The sequence below is a fragment of the Streptomyces sp. NPDC107471 genome (assembly GCF_055582845.1).
Genome location: NZ_JBVJPC010000008.1, coordinates 152,159 through 171,186 on the forward strand (window position 1 = coordinate 152,159; position 19,028 = coordinate 171,186).

Sequence of the window (19,028 nt, forward strand, 5' to 3'; positions counted from 1 at the left end):
GGTCTCAGGCGGCGAACCCGATGGCGGTGACGAACTCGTACTCTCCCCACTGGCTGCCGAGATCGACGACGACGTCGTTGACCCACGCTTCGTCGAGCGCGGCGTCGTCGCCCGCGGCCCAGGCCCGTACGACGCGGTCCCACTGACGGACGTTCAGGGTGCGGTACTCGACGGCCCGTTGGCGGGGCCGGGGCACCTGGCTCTGGTTCAGCGGGTGGAACTCGACCCGGGTGCCGCGGCCTTCACGGTTCAGGCGTACGAGCAGGTACCGCGCCACGTTCTGCCGGCGCACGGCCCGGTAGGCGCTCTCGATCTTCTCCAGGTTGCGCTTCGAGGGACTGCGGCGCTCCTCCAGCCACGCCCGCAGGGTGCGGTCGGTGACCGTGAGACCGGCCTCGCGGGCGCCGGCCCGGGCGTGCTCGGTGCGGGTGAGGTAGTGCAGCCGGGCCAGCAGACCGCGCCGGGTGGTGACGGGGGTGGCGATGAACGTGGCGAGCGCGTCGAGCTGCCGGGCCACGGCCTCGTGTCCCCTGACGCCCCGAGCCCCGTACTTCCCGAACTCGATGTTCCTCTCCGGCACCCCGTCTCCTCACGCCCGCCGCTGTTCCAAGGATGGTCGCCGACCTGCACCGCGGCGCAACCAGAGGCTACCGCCCGGGGATCTCATGCGTTCGGCGGCTCGGCGCCGACGGTGTAGACGTCCTTCACCTTGACCTCGGTGACACCGCGTCCCTCGGCGAACACCGCACGCCAGTCACCGGTCACGTGCAGTTCGTCGGTGCCCATCGCGCGGACGACCACGAGGCCCTCGTCGTAGGCGCGGTGGGCCTTCCACCACAGGTTCACGAAGGCCTGGGAGCGGATGAGGTGCATCCAGTCGGCGCGGTACAGCTCCCGGTTGTAGTTCGACTCGCCCATCGTGGAGACGAACTTGCTGTACATGGCCTTCACGTACTCCAGCGTCACCTCGTCGTCCTCGGCGATCGCCCGGTCGCGGGCGTCCTTGAGGGCGATGCGGAACTTCTCCAGGAGGTTCTCGGTGGCGCCGGAGGTCCAGGACTCGTGGATCTGCGGGGGGTCGCACAGCCCGTACTTGGGGCCGGCCAGGCGCAGCAGCAGGCGCAGGGTCGGCTCGGTCACCCACAGCGGGCCCGGCTCGTCCCGGCTGCCCAGCGGGTTGGGCAGGTAGGCGTCGTGGTCCCAGGCGGCCGGGGTGATCAGGTGGACGCCGGCGCGGCGGCGGTCGTGCTCGCCGTCGGTGGAGTGCTCGAGTTGGCCGATCGGGAGATGTGTCTTGAGCGCGGACAGGTAGGCGCCGTTGACGTCGAGGGCGGTCACCTCGTGCTCGCCGGGGGGCAGTTCGGGCCGGGTCCACTTGGGGCGGGCCTCCCAGATCTGGTCGGCACCGCGCGCGGACTGCTTGCGCAGGATGTCGGGCAGCCAGGGGTGGGCGACGACGTCGTACCGGCCGCCCTTGCGGCTGTCGTCGAGGAGCGCCATCGCGTCCGGGATGGCCCGCTTGACCAGGGCCGCCGTCGCCGCCTCCACGTCACCGGAGTGCTGGTCGAGCGCGGCCGCCACGGCGGCGCCGATCAGGTCCGGGGTGTCGGCCGCCTGGACCCGGCGTCCCGCGGGGACGACCTTGACACCCCGCGCGGCGGAAGGGACGGGACCGGACGGCGGCGCTGCGGGCGCGGGGGTCACCGGCCTGACCGGCTCCTGCGCGGCGCAGTCGGCGGGGTCCAGATGCTGCGGGAAGCCCTCGACCTGGTGCCGCGCCGGCCGACCGCACAGGACACAGGGGCGCGGCTCGGACAGCACGTCGACGTCGTCCAGACCCGCCTCGCCCCCGACGCCCGCGGTCTCGCCGTCAGCATCCGTCACCTCGTCGGCGGAATCCGCCACTTGGTCGCCGGAGTCCGCCACCTGGTCGGCGGGGTCCGCCGCAGCCAGCTTCGTCCGTGCGCCTTCCAGGAAGTACGCGTACTTCTCCCGTACCTCCCCGCTCGGCTCGCGCCCCGACTCCCAGCCGCTCACCGTCGAGGCGCCGACGTTCAGGGCCTTGGCGAGCTGGGAGCGCGAGACGTTCAGTTCCTCGCGCAGGGCCCGGCGCTCCTCGGCCGGCGGCAGCGGGACCTCCTGCTTCGCCTCGGCGAGCAGTGCGTCGATCGCGTCGAAGTCGGTCATCGGGCGCCCCCGTCCGCAGCGGCCGCGGGGCGTACGACCCGGCCGGGGGCCCGGCGCCGCTGCGCGGGGAGCGTCTCGGTCGCCCTGGTGGGACCGGCCAGGAGGTCCAGCGGGTCGATGCCGTAGTGGGCGGCGACCGCGTCGCAGTCGGCCAGGCTCCAGGCGGCGGTGCCGGACTGACGGCGGCTCACCTGCGCCTGGCTCACGCCCAGCGCGCAGGCCAGTTCCGTCTGCGACTCACCGGTCGCGTACAGGAGGGCGGCCACCGCCGACCGCACCCGCTCGTCGAGCGTCATCCGCATGGCGGGGAACCTACCACTCCGGACGCACCCCTCATGCGTGACACGCATAGCGAGAGTCACGGGCTCGATCAATTCTGTGTACGTACACATCCCCTTGGGCGAGAAGGCACAGCTTCAGCCTCGTGAAACGCTGCCGACAACTGTATTTACAGCCCCGCCCTCCCTCCTTACTGTGAACGTTCACGGACGCTCTTTCACATGGTCATGTCAGACAAGGAGGTCGGTATGACCGTCAAAGGTCCGCGTCGCCCGAGGAGGGTTGCCATGCTGCTGGCGGCCCTCGCCCTGCCCGCGTCCCTGCTCACCACGTCCACCAGCGCCTCCGCCGCCGGGACGCTCACCATGCGCGGTGCCGACGTGTCGACCGCCCAGCGCGCCCTCGACCTCGGTGCCAAGTACTACGACGCGAGCGGCACCGCCAGGGACCCGCTGGACATCCTCAAGGGCCTCGGCGTCAACTACGTCCGCCTGCGGGTCTGGAACAACCCGGCCAGCGGCTACAACAACAAGGCCAAGGTGCTGGCGTACGCGAAGCAGGTGAAGGCCAAGGGGCTGCAACTGCTGGTCGACTTCCACTACTCCGACACCTGGGCGGACCCGGGCAACCAGAACAAGCCGGCGGCATGGGCCGGGCACACCATCAGCCAGTTGCAGACCGACGTCTACAACTACACGTACGACGTCTGCAACAGCCTCAAGTCGCAGGGCACCACCCCGGACAGCGTGCAGATCGGCAACGAGATCAACGTCGGCATGCTGTGGAACGAGGGCAAGGTCGTCAACAACGACTTCGCCAACCTGAGTCTGCTGCTCAAGTCGGGCTACAACGCGACCAAGGCCTGCAACAGCGGCACCCAGGTGATCATCCACACCGCCGACGCCGACAGTGACGCCAACGCCCGCTGGTTCTACGACGGCATCAAGGCCAAGGGCGTCACCTGGGACATCACCGGGCTGTCGTACTACTGCCCGTGGCACGGCACGATTGCCAACATGGGCAGTGTCGTGGCCGACATGAAGTCCCGGTACGGCAAGGACGTCGTCATCGCCGAGACCGCCTACCCGTTCACCTCGGCCAACGCGGACGGCACCGCCAACTCCATCACGACCGGCTGCTCCGGCTACCCGCTCACCTGGCAGGGCCAGGCGGACAACTTCACCGCCGTGCAGAACGCGGCCCGCAGCAACGGCGCCATCGGGGTCTTCTACTGGGAGCCCACCTGGTACGCGGTGACCGGCAACGGCTGGGACCCGACCGACATCTCGGGCAGCGGCAACGGCTGGGACAACATGGCCGTCTTCAACTGGACCGGCAATGTGAACCCGAACGTCAAGTGGACGCCGTAGCAGGCGACTTCGCACAGCGGCGGCACCGTCCCAGGGCGGTGCCGTTCGCCGTTCCCCGGCTTCCCGGAGCACCGGGTCGGTAATCACCCCCCGCCATGGAGGCAGCGCGGGGGGTCACATTACTCTGGCGTAGCGCCTGAGCGAGGAAAGGAAGCCATGGGGGTTCAACTGAACAGTGGATCGGCGGCCGGCCAGGAGTCGCTGGAGTCGATGAGCCTCGAACCGCTCATGACCCGCGACTACGAACGGGATCCGGCGATCGTGTACGAGCGGCTGCGCCGGGCGCACGGCCCGGTCGCTCCGGTCGACCTGCTGGGGGTCCCCGTCTGGCTCGTGCTGGGCTACGAGGAGGCGTACGAGGTCCTGCGCGACGACCACGCCTGGCCGAAGGGGCTGGAGAACTGGCGGGCCCGGCGGGAGGGCCGGCTGCCCGAGGACTGGCCGCTCGCGCCCTCGCTGGACGTCAACCACGTGCTGATCCAGGGCGGTGAGGGCTATCGCGGGCTGAAGGTGGCCTGGGACACCGCGCTGCGGCCCTTCCAGGACCCCCGGCACCCGGTGGCCAAGCGGCTGAAGGCCCAGATCACCCGGGACGCCGACGAACTGATCTCGCTGTTCACGCAGGGCGGTCGCACCGGCTGGGCGGATCTGTCCGCGCAGTTCTCGCGGCCGCTGCCGCTCATGGTCGCCAGTCATCTGCTCGGCTTCCCGGGCTCGCAGCACGACGACGCGCTGATGGACATGTGGCGGGTGCTGGACGCCGGGCCGGACGCGGGGCCCGCCCTGGAGCGGCTCCTCGGCACGCTGTCGGAGCTCGGCGCCCTGAAGATGAAGGAGCCCGGCGACGACTTCCCCTCCTATCTGCTCGCCTCCCATCCCGGCCTGAGCGTCGAGGAGTTGTCGCGCGAGCTGATGATGCTGCTCGGGATGACCTCCGACCATGTCGGCATCCTGATCTCCAACACGGTCGTCGAGGTCATCACCGGCAACCTCCCCGCGAGCGCCAGTCTGTCGGCGGGTCTGATCAGGGAGACCATGAACCGGGTGGTGATGCAGAAGCCGCCGCTGATCAACTTCGTGCCGCGGTTCCCGGTGCACGACATGCGGCTCGGCGACTACACCATCGCGGCGGGCGATCCGGTGTGGGTGTCGGTCGGTGCCGCGCACGCCGATCCGGCGTTCGCGGGGAAGGTCTGCCCCGAGTCGACGATCAGCACGCGGGCCCATCTGTCCTGGGGTGCCGGGCCGCGCCAGTGCCCGGCCCGGGAACTGGCCGGGGGCGCGGCGGCGATCGGCGTGAGCAGACTCTTCGAGCGGCTGTCCGGGCTGGAGTTGTCGCTGCCGGTCGACCAACTGCCGTGGCGTTCTTCGCCGTTCATGCGCGGTCTGCGGTCGCTGCCGGTGCGCTGGACCCTCTCGGGCACGCCGGCCCTGCCGGTGCCACCGCTCCCCCCGCTGCCCGCCTCGGCCGAGTCGGCTCCGGCCGACGACGCCGCCGCCGCACGGCCGCGCTCCTCGCTGTGGCGCTATCTGGCGGGGCTGGTGCGCGGACGCTGACGTCCCCGGAACGGCGGAGCGGGCCACGGACTCGGTCGAGTCCGTGGCCCGCTCCTCGTGCGTGGGGGGCTTGCCGGTCAGCCGGCCGGAGGGGTGCGGATGGCGGCGATGTCGAACTGCAGGCGTACCTTCTCGCTGACCATGGCCCCGCCCTCGGCGAGCTTCGTGCTGTAGGTCAGGCCCCACTCGGAGCGGTTGATGGTGGTGGTGCCGTCGAAGCCGGCCCGCTGGTAGCCGAACGGGTCGGTGACATGGCCGATGTAGGTGAGTTCCAGGACCACGGGCCGGGTGGTCGCTTTGATGGTGAGGTCGCCGGTCATCCGGTACACGTCCGGGCCGACGGGCTCCACGGCGGTGCTGACGAACCGCATGCGCGGGTAGGTCGAGGAGTCCAGGAAGTCCCGCCCCACCAGGTGGCCGTCGCGCTGCTCCACACCGGTGTCGACGCTGCCCGTGGAGATGATGATCTCCGCCTTCGAACGGGACGGGTCACGGCCGTCGAAGTAGAGGCGGCTCTGGTACTCCATGAACGCCCCGCGCACGGTGGTCACCATGGCGTGGCGTACCGAGAAGCCGATCCTGCTGTGTGCGGGGTCAATGGCCCATTCCCCGGTCAGGGCCGCCAGTCCCGGGTCGGGAAGGACGGCTGTGGCAGTGGCCGACGACCCGGTGGGGGGCTGGGAAACATCGGCGGTTTCCGTGCGGTCCGTGCGACGGAACATGGTGCCACGGTTGAACAAGTTCATACATCACCTAATTACTGCACGGGAGTTGTCGCCGCAAGCCGTGCTCCGCTGTCGACGAAATATCCACGTGTTCGCCACACAGTTCTCGGAAAAGTCGGGGGAAATCGGCTAGTCGACTCCGACAAGGGTGCGCACTTCGAAGTCCTCGTATGTCTCCTTTGCTTCGGGAGCGCTGAGTACCGAACCCAGCCAGCCGAGCAGGAAGCCGGCCGGGATGGAGACGATTCCGGGATTCTGCAAGGGAAACCAGGCGAAATCGGCGTCCGGGTAGAGCGAGGCCGGGACGGAGGAGACGACCGGGGAGAAGACGACGAGCAGCACCGAGGTGAGCAGGCCCCCGCACAGGCTCAGCAGGGCGCCCTGGGCGGTGAACCGTCGCCAGAAGAGGGTGTAGACGAGGGTCGGGAGAAGGGCGGACGCGGCGATGGCGAAGGCGAGGAAGGCGAGGGTCGCGGAGTTGGCGCCCCAGGAGACCAGCGCGAGCAGCATGCCGAGCACGCCGATGACGGCCGCCGCGAGCCGGGCCACGGCCAGCTCCTCCGTCTCCGTGGCCCTGCCCTTGCGGATCACCTCGCCGTAGAGGTCGTGGGCGAGCGAGGAGGCGGCGGCCAGGGTGAGGCCCGCGGCGACCGCGAGGAGGGTGACGAAGGCGAGGCAGGACAGCAGGGCGGTCAGCACCGCGCCGCCGAGTTCGTGGGCCAGCAGCAGGAAGGCCGCGTTTCCCGTGCGGTCCTTCTCCGCGATGGTGTCGCCGGTCAGGAGCGCGGTGGCGCCGAGGCCGAGGACGCCGGCCGCCAGGCAGACGAAGCTGACCAGGCCCATGGCCCACACCACGGAGCTGCGCAGCACGTCGGCCGACTTCGGGGCGAGGAGGCGCATCATCACGTGCGGGAGGGCGGCGAGGCCGAGCACGATGGCCAACTGGAGGCTGAGGAAGTCGAGTTTGCTGGTGACGCCGGCTCCGTAGCGCAGTCCGGGCTCCAGGAACCGCCCGCCCTGTCCGCTGTTGTCGGCGGCCGCGGCGAGCAGGTTCTCGACGTTCCAGTCGAAGCGGTGCAGCACCATCACGACGGCCACGGTGACACCGCAGACGAGCATGACCGCCTTGATCACCTGGATGAAGGTGGCGCCGGGCATGCCGCCGATGGCGGCGTAGACGATGACGACGGTGCCGATGACGATGACGCACAGGGTGCGGGTGGCGGTACCGGGCTCGCCGGTGAACTGCGTCAACAGCGCGACACTGCCGACGAGTTGGGCCACCAGGTAGAGGGTGGCGATGGCCAGCGTGCACAGCGCGAGGGCCAGGCGGACCGGCCGCTGCATGCGGGACAGGCGCAGCGCCAGGGTGTCGCCGAGGGTGAACCGGCCGGTGTTGCGCAGGGGTTCGGCGATCAGCAGCAGGACCATCATCCAGGCGACCGCGGTGCCGCACAGGTAGAGCAGTCCGTCGTAGCCGGTCAGGGCGACCAGTCCGGTGCTGCCGAGGAGGGTGGCCGCCGACAGGTAGTCGCCGCACATCGCCAGCCCGTTGCGCAGCGGGGACATGGCGCGGTTGCCGAGGTAGAACTCCCCGATCTCGTCGCGCTGGGGTGCGGTCAGCAACGCGGTGAACAGGGTCACGACGACCACGGACAGGAAGAGCACGAGCGTCAGTTGGAGGCTGAGGCGGTCCACTACGGAGGCACCGGTCGTCACCATGGGCGGAACTCCTCCTCGCGGGGGGCCGTGCGCGCCTCGAAGGCGGCGCGTTCGCGCTCGGCGCTCCGGTGGTGGCGGACCAGGCCGCGCAGCCCGCGGACCACGGGGGTGACCCGGGTGCGCATGTGCACGAGGTAGCGCCACACGATCACGCCCATCAGCGCGAACTGCCCGAGTCCCAGCGCCAGTCCGACCGTGAGATGGCCGCTCACGGGGGTGTTCATCAGGCCGGGCGCGAAGCTGGACAGCAGGACGTACAGCAGGAAGCCGCCGACGGCGACAGCCGTGGCCCGGACGCCGAAGCGCCGGTGGCCGCGGCGCAGCGACTAGTAGGCGGGCTGGCGGGACACCGAGGGCCGGTGGGCCGGTCCGGGTCCCGCGTCGAAGGGGCTCGGCGGCCCGCCGAGTCCCGTGGAGTGCCGTGACACATGCACCTTCTTTGCTGCCGCGCCGGTCGTCGCATCAAAGGCACGCCGGAGTCATGCATTGTGCGGACTGTGGGGGAATCGTGAATCTGGAATTCGCGCGCTTCGAATTGCGCGCTTGACGACAAGCCTTGTCAGGCGGTCGGCCGTGGGGTCGGGGGCTGGCGACGAGGCCAGGACCGGGATTGTTGCAGCGCGCCCGTCGCACTATCAACCGGCGGGTTGGACCGAATCGGGAAACTGACTCATTCACGTGGTTGGATTCACGCACCCGGCTTCCCGCGGCCTGCGAAAAGGCGGGCCTCCGGAATAGGTCCGCACCTTCCCGTCGGCCAGGTTGTCTCAAATGCAGCGCACAGTGCGTGCCCCCGTCACGCACGGGCCTTGTCACCGACGGAGCAAGGGCGGCCTCCCGGGACTCACCTCGCGCAAACAGAACGGCTCGGGGCTCGGCCCGCGCAGGAGGCGCTGCCATATTCGAAGGCCACTTCGGAGGTGGCTGTGACACTAGAGGTGACGACGACACGTCTGCCCGACCGCACCGCCGACCGCGTCCTCGCGCTCGAAGCCCGCCGGGCGCAGGCCGTGGCCGGGAACAGCCCGAGAAGACGCGGCAAGTTCGGCGCCCGGGAGCGGATCGACCTGCTGCTGGATTCCGGCTCGTTCACCGAGACCGGTCTGTTCGTCCGGGCCAGGCCGTCCGGGGACGACGCCGACCGCCCGTACGGGGACGGCGTGATCACCGGGTACGGCACGGTCGACGGGCGGCCCGTGTGCGTCTTCTCCCAGGACTCCACGGTCTTCGGCGGCAGCATGGGCGAGGCCTTCGGCGAGAAGACCGTGGCCCTGATGGACCTCGCCCTCAGGACCGGCTGCCCGGTCGTCGGGCTCAACGACGGCGGCGGCGCCCGCATCCAGGAGGGCGTCGTCTCGCTCGCCCTCTACGCCGAGCTGGTGCGCCGCAACGTCCAGGCGTCCGGGGTGATCCCGCAGATCTCCGTCGTGCTCGGCCCCTGCGCCGGCGGGGCCGCCTACTCCCCCGCGATCACCGACTTCACCGTGATGGTGGACGGTGCCTCGCACATGTTCGTCACCGGCCCCGACGTCATCGAGGCGGTGACCGGGGAGCGCGCCGACGCCGAGGAACTGGGCAACGCCCGCACCAGCAACTCCCTGAGCGGCAACGCCCACTTCCTCGCCGCCGACGAGACCGAGGCCCTGGACACCGTACGGGAGCTGCTGTCGTACCTGCCCGTCAACAACCTGGAGCGGCCGCCGCGGTACGCCCCGCTGCCGCCCCCGACCGACGTGCCGCTCGACGAGATCGTGCCGGACCGGCTCGGGCAGGCCTACGACATGCGGGACGTCCTGCGGGCGGTCGTCGACGACGGTGAACTCCTGGAGGTCCAGGAGCTGTTCGCACCGAACATCATCTGCGCGCTGGCCCTCGTCGAGGGCACGTCCGTCGGAGTCGTCGCCAACCAGCCGCTGCACGCGGCCGGGGTGCTGGACATCGACGCCTCCGAGAAGGCCGCGCGGTTCGTACGGTTCTGCGACGCCTTCGGCATCCCGCTGCTGACCTTCGCCGATGTGCCGGGCTATCTCTCCGGGGTCCGGCAGGAACACGCCGGGATCATCCGGCGCGGCGCCAAACTCCTGTACGCGTACGCCGAGGCGACCGTGCCCAAGGTGACGGTGGTGGTGCGCAAGGCGTACGGCGGCGGATACGCGGTGATGGGCTCCAAGCACCTGGGCGCCGACGTCAACCTCGCCTGGCCCACCGCCCGGATCGCGGTGATGGGCGCCGAGGGCGCGGTGGGCGTCCTGCACCGGCGTGAACTGGCCGCCTCCGACGAGCCCGAGGCATTGCGGGCCCGTCTCGTGGACGCCTACGAGAACACCCACGGGACGCCCTACCCGGCCGCCGAGCGCGGCTACGTCGACGCCGTCATCGCCCCGCGCGACACCCGTGCCCACATCTGCCGTGCCCTGCGTGCGCTGCGCGGCAAGCGCGCCCCGATGCCGGAACGCCGGCACGGCAACATCCCGCTCTGACCTGCCCCGCGAGGAGACCTGCCCGATGGACATCCGCCGTCCCCCGCTCGCCCCCGCGTTCCGGAGTCTGCCGGAGTACGTGCACCACTGGGCCCGCACCACCCCGGACCGCCGGGCGTTCACCTTCGTCGACCACCCCGCCCCGCACTCCCGCGGTGTGCACCGCACCCTGACCTGGCGCCGGCTCGACGTGCGCGTTCGGGCCGTGGCCGCCAGGCTCGCGGAGGAGGCCGAGCCGGGGGCGCGGGTCGCGGTGCTGTGCCCCCAGGGGCTGGAGTACGTCACCGGGTTCCTGGGGGCGCTCGCGGCCGGCATGGTCGCCGTACCGATGTATCCGCCCGGTCTGCCCGGCCACGGCGACCGGCTGGCGGCCGTCCTGGCCGACGCGCGCCCCGCCGCTGTATTGACGACCAGTCAGGTCATGCAGGAGGCACGGGACTTGTGCGAAGACTCACCCGCGCGGGTCATCGCCGTGAACGAGGTGCCGGATGCCGCCGCGCTCGAACTCCCGCCTCCCGGAGGGGAGATCGCCTACCTCCAGTACACCTCCGGGTCGACGCGCACCCCGGCCGGGGTGGAGATCGGCCACGCCAACGTCGTCGCCAACGCCTGGCAGGCATTGGGCGCCTACGGGGCCGACGTCCAGCAGGTGACCTGTGTGGGCTGGCTGCCGCTCTACCACGACATGGGGCTCGTGCTCAGTGTCGCCGCCCCGGTCGTGCGCGGGCTGCTGTCGGTGCTCATGGACCCGGCCGCCTTCCTGCACGAGCCCGCGCGCTGGCTGCGGCTGCTGTCCGCCCACCCGCGGGCGCTGAGCGCGGCGCCCAACTTCGCCTACGACTACTGCGCCTCGGCGGTGACCGAGGATCAGAAGGCGGACCTGCGGCTGGACGGGGTCGTCGCGCTGATCAACGGCAGCGAACCGGTCCGCCCCACCACGGCCGACCGGTTCCGGGCCGCCTTCGCCGGGCAGGGACTCGGGGCCACGACCCACTGCCCGTCGTACGGCCTCGCCGAGGCGACCGTGTTCGTCAGCGCGGCCCGGCCGGGGGAGCCGGTGCGCCGGTTCGCCCTCGACCGGGACGCGCTCGCCGAGGGCAAGGCGCTGCCCGCGCGGCCCGACGATCCCCGGGCCGTGCTGCTGGCGGGCTGCGGGACGCCGGTGGGACAGGAGGTCACCGTCGTCGACCCGGTCTCCGGCGACCGGCTGCCCGACGGCGAGGTCGGCGAGATCCAGGTGCGGGGCCCCAACGTGGGCCGCGGCTACTGGAACCGGGACGAGCAGACCCGGCGCGTCTTCGGCACCGACGGCCGGCTGCGCACCGGTGACCTGGGGACGGTCCTGGAGGGGCAGTTGATCGTCACCGGCCGGCTGAAGGACCTCGTCGTCGTCGACGGGCGCAACCACTATCCGCAGGACCTGGAGGCCACCGTCCAGGAGGCGCACCCGGCGGTACGGCGCGACCGGCTCGCCGCGTTCGGGGTGGCCGGCGACTCCGGTGAGCGGGTGGTCGTGGTCGCCGAGCACACGCGGGCCACGAACCCCGCCGACATCGACGTACCGGCTCTGGTGCGGGCCGTGCGCGCGGCCGTGTCCGGGCGGCACGGCGTGCGGCTCGCCGACGTGCTGCTCGTCCCGCCGGGCACGGTGCCGCGGACGTCGAGCGGCAAGGTGTCCCGGGCGCTGACGCGTGAGCGGTACCTGGCGGGCGCCTACGCGGCGGGGGGTGCCGCGTGAGGGCCGTGGACGCGGACGCGGTGCGCCGGCTGGTCGCGCGGCGCGTCGCCGGGTGGACCGGCACGGCCGTCGCGGACGTGCCGATGGACCGGCCGCTGGCGGACCTCGGCATGTCCTCGCGGGACGCGGTCGTACTCGCCGGGGACCTCTCCCGGCTGACGGGACGGGAACTGCCGCCGACGCTGCTGTGGGAGGCACCCACCGGTGAGGCGCTGGTGGCGCACCTGTGCCGTACGCCGTCCGGGATCCTGGCGCCCGTTCACGCCACGGCGGCTCCCGCCGCGGAGCCCGTCGCCGTCATCGGTCTCGGCTGCCGTCTGCCCGGCGGGGTGCACGGACCCGCGGACTACTGGCGGCTGCTGACCGACGGCGTCGACGCGATCAGACCGGTCCCGGAGGACCGTTGGCGCGACTTCACGCCCTTCCCGCCCGAGGAGACGCCCCGCTACGGCGGCTACCTCGACGACATCGCCGGGTTCGACGCGGAGTTCTTCCGGATCAGCCCGCGCGAGGCGGCCGTCATGGACCCGCAGCAACGCATCCTGCTGGAGGTCGTCCACGAGGCCCTCGCCCATGCCGCCGTCCCGGCCGCCGCCCTCGCGGGCACCGCCACCGGCGTCTTCGTCGGGGTGTCCGCCCCGGAGTACGGCTCGCTCACCGGCGCCGACCCGGCGGCCGTCGACCCCTGGGCCCCGGCGGGCGGAGCCCTGAGCGTGACCGCGGGCCGGCTGGCGTACGTGCTGGACACCCGCGGGCCGAGCATGGCCGTGGACACCGCCTGCTCCTCCTCGCTGGTCGCGGTGCACCACGCCTGTGTGAGCCTGCGCACCGGCGAGAGCGACACGGCGATCGCCGCGGGCGTCAACCTGCTGCTCTCCCCCACCGTCTCCCTGGCGTTCCGGCGGGCGGGTGCCCTCGCCCCGGACGGCCGGTGCAAGCCGTTCTCGCCGGACGCCGACGGCATCGGACGCGGTGAGGGGTGCGCGGCCGTGCTCCTGAAGCGGCTGTCCGACGCCGAGCGGGACGGCGACCGCGTGCTCGCCGTCGTCCGTGCCACGGCCGTCAACTCCGACGGCCGCTCCAACGGCCTCCTCGCCCCCAACCCGGCAGCCCAGCAGGCCCTGTTGGCCACCGCGTACACGCGGGCCGGACTCACCCCCACGCGCGTCGACTACGTCGAGGCGCACGGCACCGGCACCCCCCTCGGCGACCCCATCGAGGCGGGCGCGCTCGGTGCCGTGCTGGGCGCGGGCCGCGACCCCGACCAGCCGCTGCTGCTCGGCTCCGTGAAGTCGAACCTGGGGCACCTGGAGTCCGCCGCGGGCATCGCCGGGCTGGTGAAGACCGTGCTGGCCCTGCACCACGACGTCATCCCGCCGACTCTGCACGGCGCCGGGGGCAGTGCCCTGGACGACGTGCGCCTGCGCGTGGTCACCGAGAGCGAGCCCTGGCCGCGTTACGCCGGTACGGCCACCGCGGGTGTCTCCGGGTTCGGGTTCGGCGGCACCAACGCCCATGCCGTACTGGAGGAATGGCGGCCCGGCGTGCTGGCGCCGCGCCCGGCCGAGGAACCCGGCGCCCGGCTCCATCCGCTGTCCGACATGGACGAGGAGCGGCTGCGGGACGCCGCGGCCCGGCTCGCCGACTGGCTCCGGACGGCGGCCGCACACCCCGCCGACGTGGCCCGCACACTGGCGGGTCGCGCCGGCCGCGGCGGGGTGCGGGCGGCCGTCGTCGCCCGGGACCGGGTCGAACTCGCGGACGGGCTGCACGCGTTGGCGCAGGGCCGACCGCACGACCGGGTCGTGACCGGTGACCGCGATCTCGTGGGGCCCGGCCCGGTGTGGGTCTTCTCCGGGTACGGCAGCCAGTGGGCCGGGATGGGACGCCGGCTGCTGGCCGAGGAGCCCGCCTTCGCCGCCGCCGTGGAGAAGCTCGACGCGGAGTGCGGACTGTCCCTGTCCGAGCGTCTCGCGTCCGGGGGCGAGCTCGACCGGCTGGAGGTGGCTCAGCCGGTGCTGTTCGGACTCCAGGTGGCGCTCGCCGAGTTGTGGCGCTCCTACGGCGTCGAGCCCGCCGCCGTCATCGGCCACTCGCTCGGCGAGGTGGCCGCCGCGGTGTGCGCGGGCGCCCTGGACGTGGCCGAGGGCGCCCGGATCGTCGCCGTCCGGGCCCGGCTGCTCAGCCGGTTGCGGGGCGGGGCGATGGCCGTGGTCGACCTCGACGACGGTGAACTCGACGCGCTGGCCCGGGACTTCCCCGGTGTGCATGTCGCCGTCCACTCCTCGCCGGGACAGAAGGTCGTCACCGGTGAGGAGCGGGCGGTGGCGCGACTCGTGCGGTGGCTGGAGGAACAGGGGCGCACGGCCCGGTCCATGCGGGTCGTCGGCGCCGGTCACTCACCCCAAGTGGAGCCGCTGCTGCCGGAGTTGACCGAGGCCCTTTCCGATGTCGGCGGCAGGGCGCCCCGGGTGCCCGTCTACTCCACCGTCCTGGACGACCCGCGCGGCGACAGCGTCTTCGACGCCGCGCACTGGGCCGCCAACCTGCGGCGGCCCGTGCGCCTGGACCGGGCCGTCGCCGCGGCCGCCGCCGACGGTCACACCGTCTTCGTCGAGATCTCGCCCCACCCGGTGCTCGGCGGGGCAGTCACCGAGAACGCGCCCGGCGCCGTCGCGATCGCCACCCTGCGCCGGGACGCCGACGGATGCGCCGACTTCCTCACCCGACTGGGGGCCCTGTACTGCGCGGGCGGACGACTGCCGCTGCCGCCGGGACGGGTCGTCGACCTGCCCCTGCCACGCTGGAAGCACGTACGGCACTGGTGGACCGACGGACGCGGGGCCGCACCGGCGCAGGCCACCGCATCCCCGACGGCACCGGCCGGGGAGGGGGTGCGCGCCGCGGCGGACACCTCCGTCGCCGCCCGTGTGTGCCACCACATCGCCGCCGTCACCGGCCATCCCGCCGGCCGGATCACCCCCGCCACCGCGCTGGCCGGTCTCGGGCTCGACTCGCTGATGGCGGTCCGCGTCCGCACCGCCCTGGAGCGGGAGTTCGCCGTCGAGCTGCCGCTGCGCGACCTGCTCGGCGCCACCACGGTCCAGGAGGTGGCCGACCGGATGCGGACCGGCCCGGTGCGCCCGCTGCGCGTGACCGGGACCCGGCCGCCGCTGTTCCTCGTGCACGCGGCCGGCGGAACGACCGACGTCTACCGGACCCTCGCCGAACGCCTGGGCGGGGACCGGCCCGTGTACGGACTCGAACGCCTCGAGGACGCCCCGACGGTGACCGAGAAGGCGCGCCGCTACGCCGAGGCCGTCATGGCCGTCCACCCCGACGGGCCCTGCCTGCTGGGCGGTTGGTCCTTCGGCGGCTTCGTCGCCCAGGAGACCGCGCGGCACCTCACCGCCGCGGGCCGGGACGTGGAGCTCGTGGTCCTCATCGACTCCGTACGCCCCCTCCCCCGGCCCGACGGCACACCGGCCGACCGGCTCCGCGCCCACTTCGAGGGTTTCGCCCGCCACGTTCACGACACCTACGGGGTCCCGCTGGACCTGCCGTACGACGACCTCGTCGCCATGGACGACGACGGCGAACGCATCGACACCGTGCTGGGCATCCTGCGCGCGGCCGCCGACGTGCCGCCCGCCGCCCTGGCCCACCAGCGCTCCTCCTACCTGGACCTGCGGATCGGCGAGGCCCACACGCCCGGCCGTCACGACGGGCCGGTGGTCCTGTACCGGGCCACGGAGCCCGCCCCGCACACCGTGCGCGACCCGGCCTACGAGCGGGAGGACCGGGCGCTGGGCTGGGACGAGGTGTGCCCGCGCCTGACCGTCGTACCGGTCGCCGGGCACCACCTGTCGCTGCTCGACCCGCCGCACGTCGACGAGATCGCCGCCCACCTGGGGCGCGAGCTCGCCGCAGGGACCCGCCGAACGTGACCCGAGGAGAGCCGCCATGCACCGACCCACCACCGCAGTGTCCCGACGTACCGTCACCAAGGCCGCGGCCGGCGCCGGTCTGGCCGTCCTGTTCGGCGCCCGGACCGCCGCCGCGCTGGGGTCGCGCACCAGGGACGTGTCCGTGCCCTCCGCCGCCCTGGGCCGCAGCGCCCCGGTGCGGCTGATCCTGCCGTCGGGGTTCGACGCGCATCCCACCCGCACCTACCCGGTGCTGTACCTGCTGCACGGCGCCCACGACGACTACACGTCCTGGACCCGGGAGACGGACATCGAGGCCTTCACCGAGGGCCGGGACCTGATCGTGGCCATGCCCGACGCGGGTCCCACGGGCATCCCCACCGCCTGGCGCGGCGGGCCCGACTACGAGACCTTCCAGCTCGAGGAGGTCCCGGCGCTGCTGGCCCGGGACTACCGGGCCTCCGGGACCCGGGTCGTCGCGGGGGTGTCCACCGGCGGCTACGGCGCGATGGCACACGCGGCACGGCACCCGGGCGCGTTCACCGCGGCGGCCTCCTACAGCGGGATCCTCGACACCATGGCGCCCGGTGTGCCCACCCTCGTGGACGCCATCGTGGCCCGCGAGAACCTGGCGCCCACGTCCCTGTGGGGGAACCCGTTCCTGAACCTGCTCACCTGGCGCGACTTCAACCCGCGGGACCGTTCGACGGGGCTGCGCGGCACCGCCCTGTACGTCTCCGGCGGCAGCGGACTCGCGGGCGGCACGGGCGACTGGCTGCCCGAGGCCCTGGAGAGCGCCCTGTGGCTCTCCGCGCACAGCTTCACCGACACGCTCGCACTGCTGCGCATCCCGGTCACCACGCACTTCTACGCGGGCGGAGGGCATGACTGGGCGTACTGGAAGCGGGAGTTCAGCGCCTCGTGGCCGATGCTCGCCCGTGGGCTGGGGGTGCCGGAGTGAAGTCGCTGCCGTCGGGGCACGGAACGCAACGCAGGGGCCGCCCGTCCAACACAGGACTCACGCCCCGCCCCACGGGCAACGGCCCGCGGGTGAGCCGCTTCCGGGTGAAAGGAGGGTCCGCCTTGGCCACCCCCGTCCCGCACGGTGCTCCGGAGAACCTCGGTGCCGGCCCGGTACCGCCCGATCTCGCCGAACTGCTGCGCTCCCAACTGGAGGAGGTCGCCGACGAGGTCGAGGAGGAGGTCCGCCGCCAGGTGCCCGAGTACGCGCGCCCGGCCGACGGGACCTACCGGGAGAACCTCAGAGCCGGTGTGGTGCAGGCGCTGACCCTCTTCGTCGACCACATCGCCGACCCGCGCGGCCGCGGCGACGCGATCGCGGCGACGTACTACGAACTCGGGCGCGGCGAGGCCCTGGAGGGGCGCAGCCTGGACGCCCTGCAGTGCGCGCTGCGGGTCGGGGGGTTGCACGCCTGGCGGCTGATGGGCCGCACCGCGGACGAACTCGGCCTCGACTCCGCGGTGATCACGGCCCTGGGCGAGCTGGCCTTCCGCACGGTGCACGAGGTCGCGGAGGCGGCGGCCGCCGGGTACTCCGAGACCCGCGCGCACAACACCGACGAGCTGGAACGGCGGCGCAGACGCCTGCTGGACCTGCTGCTCGACGAGGGGCCGCTCGCCCCGGCGGCGGTGCAGGACCTGGCGCACGGGGCCCGGTGGTCGGTGCCGAAACAGGTCGCGGTCGTGGCACTGGCGGCCACCCCGGACCAGCGCGAGGAGGACTGGCCGCTGGCCACCGCGGGAGCCCTGGTGGACATGGGATCGCGGCCGCCGCGGATGCTGATCCCCGACCCGGACGGCTCCGGGCGTTTCGGCGGGCGGGCGTTCAGCCTCGCCCTGCGCGGGAGGCCGGCCGCGATCGGGCCGACGGTGCCACTCGCCGAGGCCGCCCAGTCGTTGCGCTGGGCCACCCGGGCCCTCGGACTGATGGGACGGGGGATCCTCCCCCGGCAAGGCGTGGTGCGCTGCGCGGACCACCTGTCGACCCTGCTGCTGCACAGCGACGAACCGATGCTCGACCAGCTCCGGGGACGGGTCCTGGCGCCGCTCGCCGCGGTGTCGGAGGGGCAGCGGGAGCGGCTCGCCGAGACGCTGCTGGGATGGCTGCTCAGCGGCAGCAATGTGCCCGACGTGGCCGCCCGCCTCCATGTGCATCCGCAGACCGTGCGTTATCGGCTGCGACAGCTCGAGAAGGTGTTCGGGGACGCGTTGCACGATCCCGGTTCGCGCCTCGATCTCATTCTGGCACTCACCACCGCACAAAAGGGCGAGGAATTCCTGAATTCCCGTCCATAACACCGGACATGGTCCAGCGAATACGTTCGGGACATCCTTTCCACAGGCGTTTTCACACGCCCCACCCGCAAAGGATCCCCCCATGCGTATTCGCTTGTGCCTCGCCGCGCTCTCGCTGGTCGGCGGCGCCTCCGTGGCCACCCTCCCGGCACCCCCGGCGGCCGCCGCGGCCTGCTCGGACATCGACGTAGTGGCCGCTCGTGGCACGTTCGAGCCGGGCACCCTCGGGCTGATCGTCGGCGACCCGGTCTACTCCGCACTCCAGCGGAAAATCACCGGCCGCACCTTGTCCGGCTACAAGGTGGACTACCCCGCGGACCTCTCCCTCACCTCGGCCGCACAGGGCAACGCGGATCTGGTGAACCACGTGAACAGCCAGGCTGCCGCCTGCCCGAACCAGCGCTTCGTTCTGGTCGGCTATTCGCAGGGCGCGAACGTCGTCGACAATTCCATCGGCATCAGCAGCGCGGGCGCGGTGGTCGGAAGTCCCATCGTGGCCACCATTCCGGCCGCACTGGAGCCACGGGTCGCCGCGGTGCTGCTGTTCGGCAACCCGATCCGGGCGATCGGCAAGAGCGTCACCGGCACGTACCAGAGCCGCACCGTCGACTTCTGCGCCAAGGGCGACCCCGTCTGCGAGGCGGGCGGCAACGACACGCTCGCCCATCTCGGCTACACGGCGAACGCCGACGCGGCGGCGACCTTCGCAGCGGGCAGGCTCTGAGCGG

The 19,028-nt window shown here is 72.5% G+C and carries 14 protein-coding genes; 8 read left to right on the top strand and 6 right to left on the bottom strand.

Annotated features, from left to right (window positions below; all coding sequences use genetic code 11):
- Positions 1–4: 4 nt before the first annotated feature.
- The 3 genes from ACZ66S_RS26510 to ACZ66S_RS26520 all read right to left on the bottom strand — a co-directional run bounded on the left by ACZ66S_RS26510 (position 5) and on the right by ACZ66S_RS26520 (position 2,489).
- Entirely contained in the window at positions 5–580 is a 576-nt protein-coding gene (locus ACZ66S_RS26510; protein WP_469904022.1) for a transcriptional regulator, read from the bottom strand.
- Positions 581–663: 83 nt separating this feature from the next.
- Positions 664–2,187 carry a helix-turn-helix domain-containing protein gene (locus ACZ66S_RS26515; protein WP_469904023.1) on the bottom strand — a complete coding sequence of 508 codons (1,524 nt, stop codon included), beginning with the start codon at positions 2,185–2,187 and terminating at the stop codon, positions 664–666.
- Complete coding sequence (locus ACZ66S_RS26520) at positions 2,184–2,489, bottom strand: helix-turn-helix domain-containing protein (protein WP_469904024.1); 306 nt, start codon at positions 2,487–2,489, stop codon at positions 2,184–2,186. Before ACZ66S_RS26520 ends, ACZ66S_RS26515 begins: the two co-directional genes overlap by 4 nt.
- Before the next feature lie 264 nt (positions 2,490–2,753).
- Here ACZ66S_RS26520 and ACZ66S_RS26525 point away from each other — a divergent pair, with 264 nt between their 5' ends.
- Together ACZ66S_RS26525 and ACZ66S_RS26530 are read left to right on the top strand one after the other, a co-directional pair.
- Positions 2,754–3,836, top strand: a complete 1,083-nt coding sequence (locus ACZ66S_RS26525; RefSeq protein ID WP_469904025.1) for a glycoside hydrolase family 53 protein — start codon at positions 2,754–2,756, stop codon at positions 3,834–3,836.
- Between the two features lie 156 nt (positions 3,837–3,992).
- Positions 3,993–5,393 carry a cytochrome P450 family protein gene (locus ACZ66S_RS26530; RefSeq protein WP_469904026.1) on the top strand — a complete coding sequence of 467 codons (1,401 nt, stop codon included), beginning with the start codon at positions 3,993–3,995 and terminating at the stop codon, positions 5,391–5,393.
- A gap of 77 nt (positions 5,394–5,470) precedes the next feature.
- Here the strand turns inward: ACZ66S_RS26530 and ACZ66S_RS26535 are convergent, their stop codons facing one another.
- From ACZ66S_RS26535 to ACZ66S_RS26545, 3 genes are all read right to left on the bottom strand, one after another.
- Positions 5,471–6,139: a YceI family protein gene (locus ACZ66S_RS26535; RefSeq protein WP_469904027.1), complete on the bottom strand. Its 669-nt coding sequence runs from the start codon at positions 6,137–6,139 to the stop codon at positions 5,471–5,473.
- 108 nt (positions 6,140–6,247) lie between these two features.
- Positions 6,248–7,840, bottom strand: coding sequence for a solute symporter family protein (locus ACZ66S_RS26540; RefSeq protein ID WP_469904028.1), 1,593 nt, complete (start codon positions 7,838–7,840; stop codon positions 6,248–6,250).
- Positions 7,834–8,163 (bottom strand): DUF485 domain-containing protein, encoded by a 330-nt coding sequence (locus ACZ66S_RS26545; protein ID WP_469904333.1) that lies wholly within the window; start codon positions 8,161–8,163, stop codon positions 7,834–7,836. Before ACZ66S_RS26545 ends, ACZ66S_RS26540 begins: the two co-directional genes overlap by 7 nt.
- Positions 8,164–8,778: 615 nt before the next feature.
- Here ACZ66S_RS26545 and ACZ66S_RS26550 point away from each other — a divergent pair.
- From ACZ66S_RS26550 to ACZ66S_RS26575, 6 genes are all read left to right on the top strand, one after another.
- Positions 8,779–10,320, top strand: a complete 1,542-nt coding sequence (locus ACZ66S_RS26550) for an acyl-CoA carboxylase subunit beta (protein WP_469904029.1) — start codon at positions 8,779–8,781, stop codon at positions 10,318–10,320.
- A gap of 25 nt (positions 10,321–10,345) precedes the next feature.
- Positions 10,346–12,058 carry a fatty acyl-AMP ligase gene (locus ACZ66S_RS26555; RefSeq protein WP_469904030.1) on the top strand — a complete coding sequence of 571 codons (1,713 nt, stop codon included), beginning with the start codon at positions 10,346–10,348 and terminating at the stop codon, positions 12,056–12,058.
- Positions 12,055–16,005, top strand: coding sequence for a beta-ketoacyl synthase N-terminal-like domain-containing protein (locus tag ACZ66S_RS26560; protein ID WP_469904031.1), 3,951 nt, complete (start codon positions 12,055–12,057; stop codon positions 16,003–16,005). Before ACZ66S_RS26555 ends, ACZ66S_RS26560 begins: the two co-directional genes overlap by 4 nt.
- 16 nt (positions 16,006–16,021) lie before the next feature.
- Positions 16,022–16,945, top strand: a complete 924-nt coding sequence (locus ACZ66S_RS26565; protein ID WP_469904032.1) for an alpha/beta hydrolase — start codon at positions 16,022–16,024, stop codon at positions 16,943–16,945.
- A gap of 122 nt (positions 16,946–17,067) precedes the next feature.
- A complete protein-coding gene (locus tag ACZ66S_RS26570) occupies positions 17,068–18,300 on the top strand; it encodes a PucR-like N-terminal domain-containing protein (protein ID WP_469904033.1) in 1,233 nt (410 codons plus the stop codon).
- A gap of 82 nt (positions 18,301–18,382) precedes the next feature.
- Positions 18,383–19,024, top strand: coding sequence for a cutinase family protein (locus tag ACZ66S_RS26575; protein WP_469904034.1), 642 nt, complete (start codon positions 18,383–18,385; stop codon positions 19,022–19,024).
- Positions 19,025–19,028: the final 4 nt, after the last annotated feature.